The sequence below is a fragment of the Spirillospora sp. NPDC052242 genome (genome assembly GCF_040679555.1).
Taxonomy (GTDB): domain Bacteria; phylum Actinomycetota; class Actinomycetes; order Streptosporangiales; family Streptosporangiaceae; genus Spirillospora.
The window spans coordinates 40,848-58,524 of sequence record NZ_JBFAUZ010000025.1; the positions used below are offsets into that span (position 1 = coordinate 40,848).

16 protein-coding genes and 1 pseudogene are annotated in these 17,677 nt (G+C 72.8%); all 17 read right to left on the reverse strand.

Features of this window, described 5'->3' with window-relative positions:
• Window positions 1-7 precede the first annotated feature (7 nt).
• Complete coding sequence (locus AB0L25_RS21280; protein ID WP_500174439.1) at window positions 8-2,182, reverse strand: RelA/SpoT family protein; 2,175 nt, start codon at window positions 2,180-2,182, stop codon at window positions 8-10.
• Between the two features lie 552 nt (window positions 2,183-2,734).
• Window positions 2,735-3,262, reverse strand: a complete 528-nt coding sequence (locus AB0L25_RS21285) for an adenine phosphoribosyltransferase (RefSeq protein WP_192761937.1) — start codon at window positions 3,260-3,262, stop codon at window positions 2,735-2,737.
• A 74-nt stretch (window positions 3,263-3,336) separates the two neighbouring features.
• Window positions 3,337-4,530: a protein translocase subunit SecF gene (gene secF, locus AB0L25_RS21290; protein WP_500174360.1), complete on the reverse strand. Its 1,194-nt coding sequence runs from the start codon at window positions 4,528-4,530 to the stop codon at window positions 3,337-3,339.
• A 3-nt stretch (window positions 4,531-4,533) separates the two neighbouring features.
• Entirely contained in the window at window positions 4,534-6,402 is a 1,869-nt protein-coding gene (secD, locus tag AB0L25_RS21295; RefSeq protein WP_500174361.1) for a protein translocase subunit SecD, read from the reverse strand.
• A gap of 43 nt (window positions 6,403-6,445) precedes the next feature.
• Window positions 6,446-6,919 carry a preprotein translocase subunit YajC gene (gene yajC, locus AB0L25_RS21300; protein ID WP_500174362.1) on the reverse strand — a complete coding sequence of 158 codons (474 nt, stop codon included), beginning with the start codon at window positions 6,917-6,919 and terminating at the stop codon, window positions 6,446-6,448.
• Window positions 6,920-7,097: 178 nt separating this feature from the next.
• Window positions 7,098-8,162, reverse strand: a complete 1,065-nt coding sequence (gene ruvB, locus AB0L25_RS21305; protein WP_500174363.1) for a Holliday junction branch migration DNA helicase RuvB — start codon at window positions 8,160-8,162, stop codon at window positions 7,098-7,100.
• Complete coding sequence (ruvA, locus tag AB0L25_RS21310) at window positions 8,159-8,764, reverse strand: Holliday junction branch migration protein RuvA (protein WP_500174364.1); 606 nt, start codon at window positions 8,762-8,764, stop codon at window positions 8,159-8,161. Before ruvA ends, ruvB begins: the two co-directional genes overlap by 4 nt.
• Complete coding sequence (gene ruvC / locus AB0L25_RS21315) at window positions 8,761-9,336, reverse strand: crossover junction endodeoxyribonuclease RuvC (protein WP_500174365.1); 576 nt, start codon at window positions 9,334-9,336, stop codon at window positions 8,761-8,763. Before ruvC ends, ruvA begins: the two co-directional genes overlap by 4 nt.
• Window positions 9,337-9,537: 201 nt before the next feature.
• Complete coding sequence (locus tag AB0L25_RS21320; RefSeq protein ID WP_500174366.1) at window positions 9,538-10,290, reverse strand: YebC/PmpR family DNA-binding transcriptional regulator; 753 nt, start codon at window positions 10,288-10,290, stop codon at window positions 9,538-9,540.
• A 1-nt stretch (window position 10,291) separates the two neighbouring features.
• Window positions 10,292-10,912, reverse strand: coding sequence for a pyridoxal 5'-phosphate synthase glutaminase subunit PdxT (gene pdxT, locus AB0L25_RS21325; RefSeq protein WP_500174367.1), 621 nt, complete (start codon window positions 10,910-10,912; stop codon window positions 10,292-10,294).
• Window positions 10,913-11,023: 111 nt separating this feature from the next.
• Window positions 11,024-11,686 carry a DUF6928 family protein gene (locus AB0L25_RS21330; protein WP_500174368.1) on the reverse strand — a complete coding sequence of 221 codons (663 nt, stop codon included), beginning with the start codon at window positions 11,684-11,686 and terminating at the stop codon, window positions 11,024-11,026.
• A 162-nt stretch (window positions 11,687-11,848) separates the two neighbouring features.
• On the reverse strand, window positions 11,849-12,766 hold the full coding sequence (gene pdxS, locus AB0L25_RS21335; RefSeq protein WP_500174369.1) for a pyridoxal 5'-phosphate synthase lyase subunit PdxS: 918 nt from the start codon (window positions 12,764-12,766) through the stop codon (window positions 11,849-11,851).
• 184 nt (window positions 12,767-12,950) lie between these two features.
• Entirely contained in the window at window positions 12,951-13,994 is a 1,044-nt protein-coding gene (locus AB0L25_RS21340) for a DUF3048 domain-containing protein (RefSeq protein ID WP_500174370.1), read from the reverse strand.
• A 108-nt stretch (window positions 13,995-14,102) separates the two neighbouring features.
• Window positions 14,103-14,642, reverse strand: a complete 540-nt coding sequence (locus AB0L25_RS21345) for a hypothetical protein (protein WP_500174371.1) — start codon at window positions 14,640-14,642, stop codon at window positions 14,103-14,105.
• 11 nt (window positions 14,643-14,653) lie between these two features.
• Window positions 14,654-15,817: a glycosyltransferase family 4 protein gene (locus AB0L25_RS21350; protein WP_500174372.1), complete on the reverse strand. Its 1,164-nt coding sequence runs from the start codon at window positions 15,815-15,817 to the stop codon at window positions 14,654-14,656.
• Window positions 15,814-16,731 carry a phosphatidylinositol mannoside acyltransferase gene (locus AB0L25_RS21355; protein WP_500174373.1) on the reverse strand — a complete coding sequence of 306 codons (918 nt, stop codon included), beginning with the start codon at window positions 16,729-16,731 and terminating at the stop codon, window positions 15,814-15,816. The genes AB0L25_RS21350 and AB0L25_RS21355 overlap by 4 nt, the downstream gene beginning before the upstream one ends.
• 140 nt (window positions 16,732-16,871) lie before the next feature.
• Window positions 16,872-17,492 (reverse strand): annotated as a pseudogene (gene pgsA / locus AB0L25_RS21360) (phosphatidylinositol phosphate synthase); the annotation flags it as partial.
• Window positions 17,493-17,677: the final 185 nt, after the last annotated feature.

The following is a 17,677-nucleotide window of genomic DNA, read 5'->3' on the forward strand; positions in this document are numbered from 1 at the left end:
TTCCTTCTCAGCGGGTGGCGCCGCTCGTCACGCGGTAGACGTCGTACACGCCGTCGATCGAGCGGACGGCCTTCAGGACGTGCCCGAGGTGCTTCGGGTCGCCCATCTCGAAGGTGAAGCGGCTGACGGCGACCCGGTCGCGGGTGGTGGTGACCGACGCCGACAGGATGTTGACGTGCTGGTCGGACAGCACGCGGGTGACGTCGGACAGCAGCCGGGGCCGGTCGAGCGCCTCGACCTGGATCGCCACGAGGAAGACCGAGTCCTCGCCCGGGGACCACTTGACGTCGATCAGCCGGTCGGGCTGGCTGCGGAGGCTCTCGACGTTCGCGCAGTCGCTGCGGTGCACCGACACGCCGTGGCCGCGGGTGACGAAGCCGACGATCTCGTCCCCGGGGACGGGCGTGCAGCAGCGCGACAGCCGCACCCACACGTCCGGGTCGTCGGCGACGACGACGCCGGGGTCGCCCGCGGGCCGGTTCCGCTTGCGGCGGGTCGGCAGCGCGATCTCGGCGAGGTCCTCCTCGGCGCTCTCCACGCCGCCGAGGGCGTCCACGAGGCGCTGCACGACGTGCTGGGCCGAGACCTGGCTCTCGCCGACCGCGGCGTACAGCGACGACACGTCGGGGTAGCGCATGTCGCGGGCGAGTGCGAGCAGCGCCTCCCCGGACATCATGCGCTGCAGCGGCATGTTCTGCTTGCGCATGGCGCGGGCGATGGCGTCCTTGCCGGACTCGATCGCGGTGTCGCGACGCTCCTTGGAGAACCAGTGCTTGATCTTGTTGCGGGCGCGGGCGCTCTTGACGAACCCGAGCCAGTCGCGGCTGGGCCCGGCGTCCTGCGACTTGGAGGTGAACACCTCGACGGTGTCGCCGTTGTCGAGGGTCGACTCGAGGGGGACGAGGCGCCCGTTGACGCGGGCGCCGATGCAGCGGTGCCCGACCTCGGTGTGGATCGCGTACGCGAAGTCGACCGGGGTGGCGCCCTGCGGCAGCGCGATGACGTCGCCCTTCGGGGTGAAGACGAACACCTCGGAGACCGACAGGTCGAACCGGAGGGACTCCAGGAACTCGGCCGGGTCGGCGGTCTCCTTCTGCCAGTCGAGGAGCTGCCGGAGCCACTGCATGTCGCCGGCGCGGCGGCCGCCGACGGTCTCCTCCTTGTACTTCCAGTGCGCGGCGACGCCGTACTCGGCGCGCCGGTGCATCCCCCACGTGCGGATCTGCAGCTCGACGGGCTTGCCGCCGGGCCCGATCACCGTGGTGTGCAGCGACTGGTACATGTTGAACTTCGGCATCGCGATGTAGTCCTTGAACCGGCCGGGGACCGGGTTCCATCGCGCGTGGATCGAGCCGAGGGCGGCGTAGCAGTCGCGGACGCTGTCGACCAGGACCCGGATGCCGACCAGGTCGTAGATGTCGTCGAAGCTGACGTCCCGGGCGATCATCTTCTGGTAGATCGAGTAGTAGTGCTTCGGCCGTCCCGTCACGGTGGCCTTGATGCGGGCCTCGCGCAGGTCGGTGGAGACGTTCTCGATCACTTCCTGCAGGTAGACGTCGCGTCGCGGGGCGCGCTCGGACACCAGCCGGGCGATCTCGTCGAACCGCTTCGGGTACAGGGTGGCGAACGCGAGGTCCTCCAGCTCCCACTTCAGCGTGTTCATCCCGAGGCGGTGCGCCAGCGGCGCGAACACCTCGAGGGTCTCGCGGGCCTTCTTCTCCTGCTTGTGCCGCGGCATGTAGCGCAGGGTGCGCATGTTGTGCAGCCGGTCGCCGAGCTTGATCACCAGGACGCGGATGTCGCGGGACATCGCGACGACCATCTTGCGGACGGTCTCGGCCTCGGCGGCCTCGCCGTACTTGACCTTGTCGAGCTTGGTGACGCCGTCGACGAGCGCGGCGATCTCGTCGCCGAAGTCGGCGGTGAGCTCGTCCAGGCTGTAGGGGGTGTCCTCGACGGTGTCGTGCAGCAGCGCCGCGCAGAGGGTCTCGGTGTTCATGCCGAGCTCGGCGAGGATGGTCGCGACGGCGAGCGGATGGGTGATGTAGGGGTCGCCGCTCTTGCGCTTCTGGTGCCGGTGGTAGTGCGCCGCGACGTCGTAGGCGCGTTCGATGAGCCGGAGGTCCGCCTTCGGGTGGGTGTTGCGGACCGTCTTGATCAGTGGTTCCAGTACCGGGTTCATGGCGGTTCCGCGCTGGGCGCCCAGCCGTGCGAGCCTGCGGCGCACCCGGGCGGCGGACGGCGGGACGGTGGTGGTCGCGGAGGCGCCCCGGTCGCCGGGGTCCTCCTCGGTGTGGGACGCGGGGCCCGGCCGGGGGGCCTTCGCCTCGCCCCCGGTGCCGCCCGGGGTGGCGCCGGCCGCGCCGGCGTCCTTCGCCGCGTCGCCCTCGGCGGCCGCGCCCGGCGCGGGCCCGTTCTCCGGGGTGCGGGGCGGGGCGTCGCCGGTCGAGGCGGGGCCGGTGGGGGCGTTGCCCGCGGGGGCGTTGCCGGGGCGCTCGGTGGGCGGGCCGGCGGGCACCGCGCGCTCCGCGGCCGCCTCGCCGGCGGCCGGCGTCGCGGGGCGGGCTCCGGTCGCGGGTTTCTCCGCGGCCTCGCTCACCGCGCCGGTCGATGCCACCTCACCGGGCACTCAGCCTCCTCGGTCCGTGCGGGCGCCGCATGCCGTCCGCCCCGCGGGTGAGCGCCCGTCCCCACCGGGCTCGATTGCGCCAGTGTATCCGGCGCCCGTTCCGTGTTAGACGGTAACCAGCGAGTGAACGTCGAGATTCCCGACCTTGTCGCGCCCGTGCAGGAACGACAGCTCCAGCAGGACGGAGAGGCCGACCACCTCGCCGCCGCAGCGCCGTACGAGGTCGGCGGCGGCGCGCGCCGTCCCGCCGGTGGCCAGGACGTCGTCGACGATCAGGACGCGGTCGCCGGACTCGAAGGCGTCCGCGTGGATCTCGATCGTCTCCGTCCCGTACTCGAGATCATAGGTGGCGGCGTGCGTTCGCGCGGGCAGTTTGCCCTTCTTGCGGACGGGCACGAAGCCCGCGCCGAAGTGGTAGGCGACGGGGGCGGCGAGGATGAAGCCCCGCGCCTCGATCCCGACGATCTTGTCGATCGTGCCGCGGCCATGGTGGTTGACGATGGCGTCCACCACGCCCGCGAAGGCGACGTGGTCCGCCAGCAGCGGGGTGATGTCCTTGAACACGACCCCCGGCTTCGGGTAGTCGTCCACGTCGCGGATCCGTTCCTCGATCAGCTTGCCGAGGTCCACCATCGTTCGTCCCCCTGAGACGTTCGTTGCCTGCTGCCGCCCCTGAGGGCCCTGCTCGCCGCCCGCGCGGCCCGCCGTCACCTGCCGCGGCGCTGCTGGCGCGTGCCGCGCCTTGGCTGCTGCCGCTGACCCGACTGCACGACCTTGCGCACGGTGACCGGCTTCGCGACGTCCTCGGCGGGCTTCGCCGGGGCGTCGTCCCCGCCGCCGTCCGGGACGTCGTCGTCGCCGGAGCCCTCGTCCGCGTCGCCGTCGCCGCCGGGCGCGCCCGCCGTCGCCTTCACCTTGGCGACCGTCTTCGACTTCCGCTTCGCGCTGGCCTCGCGGCGCGCGATGTTCGCCCGGATCTCCCGGAACTTGGGCTCGCGCTCCTTCAGCTGCACCAGCAGCGGCGTCGCGACGCACAGCGACGAGTACGTCCCGACGATCATGCCGACGAACAGCGCGAGCGACAGGTCCTTCAGCGTGCCCGCGCCGAACAGCGTCGTCCCGATGAACAGGATCGCCGCCACCGGCAGGATCGCCACCAGCGAGGTGTTCAGGGACCGGACGAGCGTGCTGGCGAGCGCCGTGTTCGCGGCCTGGCTGTAGGTGATCTTGGAGGTCGGGCCGAGCGGCTTGGTGACCTCCTTGATCATGTCGAACACCACGACCGCGTCGTACAGCGAGTACCCGAGGATCGTCAGGAAGCCCAGCAGCGTGGCCGGGGTCACCTCGAACCCGGACCAGGCGTAGACGCCCGCGGTGATCACCAGGTCGTGGACGAGGGCGACGACCGCGGCCGCCGCCATCCGCCACTCGAACGCGATGGACAGGTACAGGATGATCAGCACCATGAAGACGGCGAGGGCCTGCCACGCCTTCGACTGGATCTCACCGCCCCAGGAGGCGCCGACCACCTGGGTGCTGACCTTCTCCCCCGGGACGCCGAGCCGCTCGGTGACGCTCTGCTTGACCTCGGTGACCTCGGCCGACGACATGCTCTCGGTGGTCACCCGCCACTTGTCGCCGGACTCCTGCACGATCGTCTGGTGGGCGCCGCCGTCGGCGACGGCGCCGCGCACCTGCTCGATCGACGCGCTCGGCGCCTGGAAGGTGAAGACCGAACCGCCCTTGAACTCCACGCCGAAGTTCAGGCCCTGCACGACCAGGCCGGCGATGGACAGGACGAGCAGGAGCCCGGAGATCGAGTACCACAGCTTCGGCCGGCCGACGATGTCGGCACTGACCTCGCCCCGGTAGATCCGGGAGATGATCGCACGCGTCGCCATGGCTCAGGCCTCCTGGCTCGTCGGACGGGCGGTGGCGGACCCCGGCGCGGACCCGGGGTCGCGGCGCAACCGCCTGGCGTCGACCCCGGACAGCGGATGGCCCCGCCCGAAGAACTTGGTGCGCGACAGCACCGCCACCAGCGGCTTGGTGAAGAAGAACACCACGATCACGTCGATGAGGGTGGTCAGCCCCATCGCGAACGCGAACCCGGCGACGCCGCCGACCGCGAGGAAGTACAGCACGAGCGCGGCGAGGAACGTCACCGCGTCGGCGACGAGGATCGTGCGGCGGGCGCGCTTCCATGCCGTCTCGACGGACGGCCGGAGCTTGCGGCCCGCGCGGAGTTCGTCCCGCAGCCGCTCGAAGTAGACGATGAAGGAGTCGGCGGTGATGCCGATCGACACGATCAGGCCGATGATGTGCGGCAGCGACAGCCGGAAGCCCATGTTCTCGCCGAGGATCACCACCGCCAGGTAGGTGATCACGGAGGCGACCGCGAGGCTGGAGACCGCGACCAGGCCGAGGCCCCGGTAGTAGATCATGCAGTAGACGACCACGAGCACGAGGCCGATGGCGCCGGCGATCAGGCCGCCGGTGAGCTGGTCGGAGCCGAGCGTGGACGAGACCTCGTCGATGGAGCTCTGCTCGAACTCCAGCGGCAGCGCCCCGTACTTGAGCACGTTGGCGAGGTCGGTGGCGTACTGCTGGTCGAAGCTCTCGGGCGGGCCGTCGATGCTGGCGGTGCCGCCGGTGATCGGGCCCTGGTTGATGGCGGGCGCGGAGACGACCTGGCCGTCCAGGACGATCGCGATCTGCGCCTGCGCGGAGGTGGGGTCCTGCTGGTAGGCGCCGTAGGCCTCGGTGGTGACCTGCCCGAACTGGTCGGCGCCCTTGCCGTCGAAGTCGAGGGAGACCGACCAGCTGGGCTGCCCCTGCTGGGCGTTCGGCGGGACCGCCTCGGCGCCGTCGACGTTCTCGCCGAGCACCCGGACGGGGCCGAGGATGTACTTGGTGACCTGGCCGTTCTCGGCGTCCTCGTCGCAGGCGACGACCCACTGCCGGTTGGGATCGTTGGAGCCGGGGGCGCGGCGGTCGCCGTTGTAGCAGTCGAGCTGCTCGAACTGCTTGACGACGGCCTGGTCCTGGACGCCCGGGTAGAGGGCCGACGGGTCCGTCGCACCGGACGAGCCGGAGCCCTCGGGCGACGCGGACGGTTCGGGCGACGCGGACGTCCCGGCGGACCCGGACGGCGACGGGGAGGCGGTCTTCGCGGGGGTGGGCGCGGTCAGCGCCCCGGACGCGGCGCGGCCGCGCGGCGCCGCGGAGGAGGAGGGCGAGGACGAGGGCGTCGGCGTGCCGGCGGACGCCGAGGCAGAGGGCGACGGGCTCGCCTCCCCGTCCTGGTCGCCGCGATCCCCGTTTCCTCGGTCGGCGCGTTCGCCTCCGCTCGCGGACGGCGACGGCGACGGGGAGGCCCCCGTCGCCGGACGTCCGTCCGCGGCCGCGAACACCTGCCGGAACTGCAGTTTCGCGGTCGTGCCGATCATGTTGACGACGCGGTTCTGGCCCGCCCCCGGGACGTTGACGACGATGTTGTCGCCGCCCTGCTTCTGCACCTCGGCGTCCGAGACGCCCAGGCCGTTGACCCGCTGGGTCATGATCTTGACGGCCTGGTCCATCTGCTCGGTGGGCGGGGTCTCGCCGTTCGGCGTCTTCGCCGACAGCGTCACGGTCGTCCCGCCCGCGAGGTCGAGCCCGAGCTTGGGGGTCGTGGCCCCCTGCAGAACCGCCGTTCCTGCCAGGATCACCAGGATCGCGAAGAGCGCGAGGAGGGTGCGTCCCGGCTTGGGGACGTTTCTAGGGGGAGCCACTTGTCGTCTTACTTCCCGTCTCGATTCGGTGCTGGAGGGGGCGTCAGTCGGAGGACTTCCGCCCGGCCTTCGCACCGGCCTTCGCCTCGGCCTCGTCGTCGGTGCCGGCGTCGTCGGCGTCGTCCTTGGTGAGGTCGACCGCGTCGCCGTCGCGCTCGGCGTCGTCGGCGTCGTCGTCCTCGTCCAGTTCGAGCTCCTCGGCGCCGGCGCCCTTGGCGTCGTCGTCCTGGAGGACCCGCATGACGGCCTGCTTGACGAAGCTCACCTCGACGCCGGGCGCGATCTCCAGCAGCACGCCGTCGTCGTCCACCGACAGCACGGTGGCGCGCATGCCGCTGGTCGTCATCACGCGCGTGCCCGGCTGCAGATTGCTCTCCATCTGCAGCTGCTCCTTGCGCCGCTTGTTCTGCGGCCGGATGAGGAGAAAGTAGAAGACCAGCGGAATGGCCAGCAGGAGCAGGAGGTTGAAAGCCCCGCTGCCGCCCGACTCCGCCGCGATGATCATGTCGCCGCCCATTACTGGGGCATCCTTCCGGTGTCGATTGCCCAGCCCGTGACCGGATCGTCCACATCATTGGAACCGTCGGCTGGAAGACGGTGAACCAGGTCCCGGAGTCTAGAGATTACGCCAGGCCCCGGCAACGACGTGACGATCGGTGCTGCCGGGAAGTTCCCAACCCGTTACCCGATGATCACTATTGCGGCCGATCGGCGTCGTCGTCCAGGTCGAACAGGGTCCCGGCCAGCGGCGCCGTCGGCGGCGGGGTCAGCCCGAGATGCGCCCACGCGGCGCCGGTCGCTACCCGGCCGCGCGGCGTCCGGGCCAGCAGACCCTGCCTCACCAGGAACGGCTCCGCGACCACCTCGACCGTCTCCGGCTCCTCCCCCACCGCGACGGCCAGCGTCGACAACCCCACGGGGCCGCCGCCGAACTTGCGCAGCAGGGATCCGAGCACGGCGCGGTCGAGCCGGTCGAGACCTCGTTCGTCCACCTCGTACAACGACAGCGCCGTCCGCGCCGATTCCCGGGTGACGGTGCCGTCGCCGCGCACCTCGGCGTAGTCGCGGACGCGGCGCAGCAGCCGGTTCGCGATGCGGGGCGTGCCGCGGGCGCGCCCGGCGACCTCCGCGGCGGCCTCATCGGTGATCTCCACGCCCAACAGGCCCGCCGAGCGCCGGACGATGATCTCCAGTTCGGCGGGCTCGTAGAAGTCCATGTGGGCGGTGAACCCGAACCGGTCGCGCAGGGGGCCCGGCAGCATCCCGGCGCGGGTCGTGGCCCCCACCAGGGTGAACGGGGCGATGTCGAGGGGGATCGCGGTCGCGCCGGGCCCCTTGCCGACCACGACGTCGACGCGGAAGTCCTCCATCGCCATGTAGAGCATCTCCTCGGCGGGCCGCGCCAGCCGGTGGATCTCGTCGATGAACAGGACCTCGCCCTCCGCCAGCGTCGACAGGACGGCCGCCAGGTCGCCGGCCCGCTCGATGGCGGGGCCGGAGGAGATCCGCAGCGGCTGCCCCAGCTCCGCCGCGATGATCATCGCGAGGGTGGTCTTGCCGAGGCCGGGCCCGCCGGACAGCAGCACGTGGTCGGGCGTCCGGCCGCGCCCGAGCGCGCCGTGCAGCACCAGCGCGAGCTGCTCGCGGACCCGTTCCTGCCCGACGAAGTCGCCGAGCTTCTTCGGCCGCAGCGCGGCCTCGATGACCTGCTCCTCGGACCCGTCGGCGGCCGCCGAGACGAGCCGCTCGTCCTCGCTCACTTGCTCAGCTTCTTCAGGGCCGACTTCAGCAGGGTCGCGACGGGCGGCGTCTCCGCGCCGTCGAGGTCGGCGGCGACCGCGTCCACGGCCGCGTCGGCGTCCTTGGCCGACCAGCCGAGGTTGATCAGGCCCATCTGCACCTGCTCCCGCCACGGTTCGGCCCGGACGGGCGCCCGGACGTCGTCGGCGCCGTCGCCGACCGGGCCGCCGAGGCGGTCCTTCAGTTCGAGCACGATGCGCTGCGCGCCCTTCTTCCCGATGCCGGGCACCTTGGTGAGGGCGGTGAGGTCCTCGGCGGCGACGGCCCGGCGGAGCGCGTTCGGGGTGTGCACCGCCAGCATCGCCAGCGCGAGCCGGGGACCGACGCCGCTCGCGGTCTGCAGCAGCTCGAACACCGCCCGCTCGTCGTCGTCGGCGAACCCGAAGAGGGTCAGGGAGTCCTCCCGGACGACCAGCGACGTGGGCACCCGGGCCTTGTCGCCGACGCGCAGCCCGGCCAGCGTGGCGGGGGTGCACTGCACCGCGAAGCCGACGCCGTGCACGTCGATCACCGCGCCGTCGGGTCCGGCGGCGGCCACCTCGCCGCTGACGAAGGCGATCACTGGACGGTCCCTCCTGTTCTGCGGGCGGCGAGCCGTTCGCGTTCGGCCCGGGCCGCCTCCTCGATCCGCGACCGGTACGCGTGCGCGGGCTGCCGCGCCGCCCCGCCGCGCCACACGTGGCAGATGGCGAGGGCGAGCGCGTCGGCCGCGTCGGCGGGCTTCGGCGCCGCGTCGAGCGCGAGCAGCCGCGTCACCATCTTCGTCACCTGCGCCTTGTCGGCGCGGCCGTTGCCGGTGACGGCCGCCTTGGCCTCGCTGGGGGTGTGCAGGGCGACCGGCAGGCCGCGGCGCGCGGCGGCGAGCATCGCGATGCCGGCGGCCTGCGCGGTGCCCATGACGGTCCGCACGTTGTGCTGCGAGAACACCCGCTCCACGGCGACGGCCTCGGGGCGCAGCTCGTCCATGAGGGCCTCGATGCCCCGCTCGACGCCGAGCAGCCGCAAAGCGTGGTCCTCGTCGGGGCCGGTGCGGACGACCGACACGTGCACCAGCCGGAGCGGCCTGCCCGGGGCGCCGTCGACGACGCCGACCCCGCACCGGGTGAGCCCGGGGTCCACCCCCATCACCCGCACGGCCGCCCCTCTCGATCATCTGTTCGGGCCGCCAACGCTACCAATCCGCGCCGACATCGCGCAGCGCCCGCCCGCGTGTGTCACCGGACGGGCACGCCCGCGGGGCCGCTCCCGAGGGGACGCGCGAACGCCGCCGCGCGGTCGGGTGCGCGGCGGCGTCCGGGAGCACCGCGATCAGGCTGCGGGCGCCGCTCCTCGGAACTAGTCCAAGGCGGCGAGGACGTCGTCGGGGACGTCGAAGTTCGCGTAGACGTCCTGGACGTCGTCGCTGTCCTCGAGGGCGTCGAGCAGGCGGAAGACCTTCTTCGCGTTCTCCTCGTCGAGGGGGACCGTGACGCTCGGCAGGAACTTGCTCTCCGCCGACTCGTAGTCGATCCCGGCCTCCTGGAGGGCGGTGCGGACGGCGACGAGGTCACCGGCCTCGCTGACGACCTCGAAGTTCTCCTCGTCGAGCTCGTTGACCTCCTCGGCGCCGGCGTCGAGGACGGCCATCATCACGTCGTCCTCGCTGGTGCCGTTCTTCGGGACGATCACGACGCCCTTGCGGTTGAACATGTACGACACCGAGCCCGGGTCGGCGAGGGAGCCGCCGTTGCGGGTCAGCGCGACGCGGACCTCGGAGGCGGCGCGGTTGCGGTTGTCGGTGAGGCACTCGATGAGCACCGCGACGCCGCCGGGCGCGTAGCCCTCGTAGGTGATGTTCTGCCAGTCGGCGCCCCCGGCCTCCTCACCGGCGCCGCGCTTGCGCGCGCGCTCGATGTTGTCGTTGGGGACCGAGTTCTTCTTCGCCTTGTAGATGGCGTCGTACAGGGTGGGGTTGGCGTCGGGGTCGCCGCCGCCCGTGCGGGCCGCCACCTCGATGTTCTTGATCAGCTTCGCGAAGAGCTTGCCCCGCTTGGCGTCGAGGGCCGCCTTCTTGTGCTTGGTCGTCGCCCATTTGGAATGGCCGGACATCTCAATCCTCCTCAACCATCGCCCGGCGCACCAGATCGGCGAAGTAGTGGTGCACGCGGAAGTCGCCCGTCAGCTCCGGGTGGAACGCGGTGGCCATCAGCCGGCCCTGGCGGACGGCGACGATCCTACCGGCGTTCGGACCGCCCTCGGCGCGGCCGATGATCTCGACGGCGTCGCCGGTGGACTCCACCCAGGGGGCGCGGATGAATACGGCGTGGTACGGCGTGTCGCCCATCCCGGCCAGCGGCACGTCGGACTCGAACGAGTCGACCTGCCGGCCGAAGGCGTTGCGCCGCACGGTCATGTCGATCCCGCCGATGGTCTCCTGGCCGGCCGCGCCGTCGCGGATGCGGTCGGCCAGCATGATCATGCCGGCGCAGGAGCCGTAGGCGGGCATGCCCGCCTCGATCCGCTTGCGGAGCGGCTCCAGCAGGTCGAACGCGCGGGCCAGCCGCCAGATGGCGGTGGACTCCCCGCCGGGCAGGACGAGTCCGTCGACCCGCTCCAGCTCCGCGGCGCGGCGCACGTTCAGGGTTCGGGCCCCGGCCTGTTCGAGGGCGCGTGCGTGCTCGCGCACGTCGCCCTGCAGGGCCAGGACGCCGATGGTCGGTACGGCAGTCACAAATGAACCTTCCGGGGGATGCGGACGGACCAACCCTAGACGTTCCGTCGTCTGGACGCTTTGTCCAACGCCCCGGTCAGGCGCGCGTCTTCCCGGCGCGGGCCCTCCGCGTCACCGGGCGTCGCCGGTTCCGGCGCGGTCGCGGGCGCCGAGCTTGAAGCGGCGCAGGGGCAGTTCCAGGGGCAGGAAGCCGTCCTTGCCGCGGTCGGCGATGCCGCGGCCGAACATGTGGGCGGCGGCGAGCGCGAGCCCGAACTCCTCGGGGTCGAACGGCAGCGGGACGTCCGGGGCGCCGGCGTCGAGGGCGTGCCAGAACGGGCGCTCGGCGGGGAGCCGGGCGCCCTGGTCGACGATGACGCCGTCGTCGGCGGTGAGGAAGACGTCCCGGCGCAGCTCGGCGTCCTCGTACCAGCGGAACCAGCAGCCGCGGACGACGCTGTGCAGGACGAGCACGCCGCAGCGGGCGCCGGGCAGCGCGGCGGCGGTGGCGTCGGCGACGCGGCGGGCATCGTCGTCGAGGCGGAACAGCCGGCGGTCGCACACCAGCAGCGCCCGCTCGGCGCGGGCGGCGCCGAAGGCCCCGACGAACAGTTCGTCCTCGTAGGGCCAGAGGGCGAAGTCGAGGACGGTGTCGCCGGTCGCGGTGAGGGCGCCCGCCGGGTGCAGGCCGCGGGCGATGCGCGCGGCGGCGTCCGGATCGGGTTCCAGGCCGGGGCGGAAGACGTCGGCGGGTTCCCCGGCGCTCGCACAGGCCAGCGCGACCGACCAAGCCATGCTCTCCCCTCCCGCGGCCGGGCACCGCCCGCGGGATCGCGCCGTGCGCCCGGTCCCGCACCGGCCGCGCCGCAAGCGTAACCCCGGAATGACGCGCTGTGGAGGGGCCGGAGGCGATCGCCGTGCGGCGATCGCCTCCGGGCCGGTCAGCGGGTCAGCGGGTCACCAGCCGCGGCCGGCGAACTTCTGGTCCTCGCCGAGGGACGCGACGTTGATGCCGACCATCGCGTCGCCGAGGCCGCGGGAGACCTTGGCGATGACCTCGGGGTCGTCGTGGAAGGTGGTGGCCTTCACGATCGCCTCGGCGCGCTGGGCGGGGTTGCCGGACTTGAAGATCCCGGACCCGACGAAGACGCCCTCGGCGCCGAGCTGCATCATCATGGCGGCGTCGGCGGGCGTGGCGATGCCCCCGGCGGTGAACAGCACGACGGGCAGCTTCCCGGCCTGCGCGACCTCCTTGACCAGCTCGTAGGGCGCCTGCAGCTCCTTGGCCGCCACGTACAGCTCGTCCTCGGGCAGGGTCTGCAGCCTGCGGATCTGCTGCCGGATCTGGCGCATGTGGGTGGTGGCGTTGGAGACGTCGCCGGTGCCCGCCTCGCCCTTGGAGCGGATCATCGCGGCGCCCTCGGTGATGCGGCGCAGCGCCTCGCCGAGGTTGGTCGCGCCGCACACGAACGGGACGGTGAACGCGAACTTGTCGATGTGGTTCTCGTAGTCGGCGGGGGTGAGCACCTCGGACTCGTCGATGTAGTCGACGCCGAGCGCCTGCAGCACCTGCGCCTCGACGAAGTGGCCGATGCGGGCCTTGGCCATGACCGGGATCGACACGGCGCTGATGATCCCGTCGATCATGTCCGGGTCGCTCATCCGGGAGATGCCGCCCTCGGCGCGGATGTCGGCGGGGACCCGCTCGAGGGCCATCACGGCGACGGCGCCGGCGTCTTCGGCGATCTTCGCCTGCTCGGGCGTGACGACGTCCATGATCACGCCGCCCTTGAGCATCTCCGCCATGCCGCGCTTGACCCGGGCGGTCCCGGTCTCCGGCGCGGTGTTCTGGGAAGCGGGGCTGGAAGTGGACACGGGCAAATCCTCACGTGAGCGAACGACTAGTCGCTTTCCATGATATTGCCTGCTTGTGCCGCCTCTGGACCCGGCAGACCGTCAACGCGAGGGACGTCCGGTTTACAGGTCGTCGGATCCGTGGCCGGACGCGCGTTTCCGGGCCTTCCGTCGAGCGGCGCGGCCCCGGCGAACGGGCGCGTCCTCAGGGGATGACGGGGCCGCCCTCGTTGACCAGCACGACCCAGACCTGGCCGGGCGCGAACGTCATCGGCTTCCCGTCCGCGGTGGTGAAGGTCGTCCCCTGCCCTTCGGACGGCCGTGACCAGCGGGCGTCGTACCCCTTGCCGTCGCGCAGGACGAGCGCGCGACCGGTACCGGTCGTCCGGATCAGCGGCGTGTAGTGGCCGAGGGAGTCGTGGAACTTCGAGCGCGTCGTCTTCGCGTACTGGACGACGATCGTGGCGCCGCCGAGCCTGCCGCCCTCGGCGGCGACGTCGGGACGGCCGTCGAAGCTCGCGAGCCAGCGCTTCTCCTCGGCCGACCAGGTGAAGCCCATGGTCGCCGAGGGCCACTGCGCGGTGAACGACTTCGTCGGCTCGCCGCCTGCCGGGGCCGGCCCGAAGCGGAAGCCGATGTCGCGCGGACCGGTGGCCTCGGGAGCGAGTTTCAGCAGGTCGCGCGGGTCGGCGTAGAGGTTGTACGGAATCGGTTTCGGTCCCGCCCGGAAGTAGGCGGATCCGCCGTTCTCCTGGGAGACGTCGTAGGAGGGCGCCTGCCGGACGTCCTTCTTCATCTTGCTCTGGACGCCGGAGAAGGCGAACGCGGGCCGCCCGAACTGCGCCAGGATCGACAGGTCGGAGATCCGGGCGCTGCGGACGGGCCCGACGCGTTCGGGCAGCTTCGACGAATACACCGTCATCAGCCGGGTCTCGCCGCCCTCGACCTGCCCGACGTAGACGATGTCGGCGTCCCGGACGCCGGACTGCGGCAGCGCCGCCTCGGTGTTCGCGATCTTCACGGCGAGGACCGGGCCGCGCGGGCCGTCGGTGCCGCCGTCGAACGGGTGGTACGGCAGGCCGGGGCTCGCGGACGTCCCGGCGCCGTCCCGGCCGCCCGGCGCGCTCGGCGGTTCGGCCCGCCGGCCCCCGTCCCCGCCGGAGCACGCGGCGAGCGCGGCGGCCGCGACGAGCGCCCCGATCCCCGCGGCCGTCCGGCCGGCGGCGGTGCCGCCTCGGGAAGTGCGCACGCTGACCCCTCCTTCGCGAGATCTGCGCCAGAGGGTAGCGAAGCGCGCGCCGTGCCCCGTCCGGGCGGCGCGTCCGGACGTCCGGTCGTCCGGCCGGTGCGTCCCCGGTCAGATGCCGGGCGGGTCGTCGTCGATCTCGAAGAAGCCGGGCAGCGGGGCCCGCCCGGCGAGCCGCAGCGCCCGGATCAGGAGCTTGCGGCGCGCGATGCGGGCCTGCGAGACCGCGTCGTTGTAGAAGCGGCGGGCGTAGGCGACCTTCGCGGCGGAGGAGGACAGTTCCTCCAGCACCGCCCTGCCGTCCCCGTCGCCGCGGCCGGTGAGGGCGTCGACGAAGCCGGGCTGGTCGACGACGGCGCGCAGCGCCCGCGACAGGTCGCTCTCGGCGAACTCGCGGTGCTCGGCGTCGGCGGTGCGGGCCTCGTGCGCGGCGGTGGCGAGGACCAGGCTGGTCGCGGGGTCCAGCAGCCGGGACGCCGCGAGCTCGAGGGCGGCGGCCGCCCGCCGGACGAGCGCGGCGTCGAGCGCGGCGCGGGCCGTCTCGACGCGGACGTGCAGCCGGTCGAGGCGGGTCGCGCGCCAGGACACGTACACGGCGAGCAGGAACGCGACGGCGATCCAGAACAGGACGTCGATGATCCAGTCGGGCATCCGACGCTCCCCTAGGCCCCGGGCCCGGACTCGACGACGCCGGCGTGGCCGAGGGAGACGGTCTCGTACACCCTCAGCACGTCGCGGGCGACGGCCGACCAGTCGTAGTCGCGGACGGCGGCGCGGGCCTCCGCGGACAGCTGCTTGCGGCGGGCCGGATCGTCGAGCAGGTCGGCGGCCGCCGCGGCGAGGGCCTCGTGGTCGCCGGTGGGGAACAGCGCCCCGGCGCGGCCGCCGCGCAGCACCCGGTCGAACGCCTCGATGTCGCTGGCGAGGATGGGGGCGCCCGCCGCCATCGCCTCGGCGAGGACGATCCCGAAGCTCTCCCCGCCGGTGTTCGGCGCGACGAAGACGTCCACCGAGTGGTAGGCGCGGACCTTGTCCTCCTCGCTGACCATGCCGAGCAGGACGACCCGGTCGCGCAGTTCCGGGGAGACGCGGGACAGGACGTCGTCGGCGTCGCCCGGCCCGGCGATCAGCAGCCGCAGGCGGGGGCGGGCGCGGCCGAGGATCTCGAAGGCGCGCAGCAGCACCGGCAGGCCCTTGCGGGGCTCGTCCATGCGGCCGAGGAAGCCGATCGCCTGCTCGCCGGAGCCGTCCCCGGAGCCGTCGGCGCGGCCGGGCCAGCCGGGCAGCGGGTCGGCCATCGCGTACCGCTCGGTGGCGACCCCGTTGGGGATGAGGACGGCGTCGCCGCCGAGGTGCTCGACGAGCGTGGTGCGGGCCGCCTCCGACACCGCGATCCGCCCGGTGATCTTCTCCAGTGCGCTCTGCAGGATCGGGGCGGTGACCGACACCACGCGGGACTTCTCGTAGGACGCGTGGAACGTGCCGACGATCGGGCCGTCCGCCGCCCAGCAGGCCAGCAGCCCGAGCGAGGGGGCGGCCGGTTCGTGCACGTGCAGGACGTCGAAGCCGCCGTCGTGGATCCACCGCCGGACGCGGCCGGACGACAGGAACCCGAACGCCAGCCGCGCGACCGAGCCGTTGTAGGGGACGGGGACGGCGCGCCCGGCCGGGACCGCGTACGGGGGCAGGTCGGCGTCGTCGTCGGCCGGGGTGATCACCGAGACGGTGTGGCCGAGGGCGATCAGCGCCTCGGCGAGGTCGGCGATGTGCCGCTGGACGCCGCCCGGGACGTTCCAGGTGTAGGGGCAGACGATGCCGACCCTCATCGGGGTGCCTCCGCCGGGCTCCCCGGCAGGTCGTCCAGCCACACCTTCTGCAGCATGTGCCAGTCTTCGGGGTGGGCGGCGATGCCCTCCTCGAAGACGCCCGCGAGCTCCTGGGTCATGGCGCGGATCTTCTCCTGTCTGGCGCCCTCGGCGGGCACGGGGATCTCCTCGTGCACGCGCGCCGCCCAGTACTCCCCTTCGTACCACAGCGTGACGGGGATCAGCGCGGCGCCGGTCTGGATCGCGAGGGCGGCGGACACGGCGGGCATGCGGGCGGTCGCGCCGAAGAACTCGACGTCCACGCCGCTGTCGGTGAGGTCGCGGTCGACGACGAGGCAGACCGGGCGTCCTTCGCGCAGCCGCCGCGCCATCCGGCCGTAGGCGGAGGCGCCCTTGTGCGCGAGGACCTCCATGCCGAGCCCCTCCCGGAACTCGACGAACCGGTCGAACAGCGACTCGGGCCTGAGCCGTTCGGCGACGGTCGTGAAGGGGTGCCCCTGGTGGACGAGCCAGGCGCCGGCGTGCTCGTAGTTGCCCATGTGCGGGAGGGCGAGGATCACGCCCCGTCCCGCCTCGAGGTTCGCGAAGATCTTCTTCTCGCCGGTGACGCGCATCTTCCCGACGATCCGCTCCCGGTCGTACTCGGGGAGCCGGAAGACCTCCAGCCAGTAGCGGAAGTAGGACCGCATGACCTTCTTGCTGAGGACGCGGACCTCGTCGTCGACGGCGTCCTTGCCGAGGACGCGGCACAGGTTCCGCTCGAGCTGCCGCACCCCGGCGCCGTACCGGTGCCAGGTGCGGTCGGCGATGGCGGTGAACGCCAGCCGCGCCGCCCGCTCGGGCATCTTGCGGACGACCGTCCAGCCGATCGCGTAGGCGGCGTCCGCCGCCTCGTCGCGGTACGGGACCTTCATCGTCGCCGCTCCGCGCCGGCGTTCGCGGCGGCCCGCGCGCCGGGGCCGTCGCCGCCGCGCCGGGGGGCGTCGTCCGGCCGGTCGGCGGCGGTCGCACCGCCCGCGGCGGGCTCGGTGGGTTCGGTGGGTTCGGCGGGCTCGCCGCCCGGCGGGACGGGCGCGGGGTCGGCCTTCGCCTGGGCGTAGACGGTCGCGAACCGCTGCCCGACCGTGACGGTGCTGAGCGCCGCCAGCGCCCACAGCGCGACGGCCAGGATGTAGGGGACGCCGAGGCCGGAGAAGCCGGCGGCGACGAGCGCGACGATGAGCCGCTCGGCGCGCTCGGCGATGCCGACGTTGCAGGTGTAGCCGAGTCCCTCGGCGCGGGCCTTGGCGTAGGAGACGACGACCCCGGACACCAGGCAGTAGAGCGCGACGCCCGCGAGGGCCTCCTGCCCGTCCCGGTACAGGCCGATCATCAGCCCGGAGAAGATCGCGGCGTCGGCGACCCGGTCCATCGTGGAGTCCAGGAAGGCGCCGAAGCGGGAGATCTTCCCGGTGACGCGGGCGACCGCGCCGTCGAGCATGTCGAACAGCACGAAGGCGGTGATCACCATCGTGCCCCAGAAGAACTCGCCGCGCGGGAACAGCACGAGGGCGCCGGCGGCCACGCCGGCGGTACCGATGATGGTGATGGCGTTGGGCGAGACCCCCGTCCGCGCGACCGCCTGCCCGATGGGCGTCAGGACTCGCCCGAGCGCGGGCCTCAGTTTGTTGAGCATCGCCGTCCGTTCTCGTGTGTCTGGTGAAGGCCCCCCGCGGGCTCCCGCAGCGCGCCCATCGTAGTGCGCCCCGGCGCGCTCCGTGTTCGTCCCGCACCCGCCCGGACGTGCGTCCGGCGCGGCCCGCGGGGCGGACCTCGGGCGACCGGTTCCCTCCGGTTCGTCGCGTTTCGTTCGCGACGGAT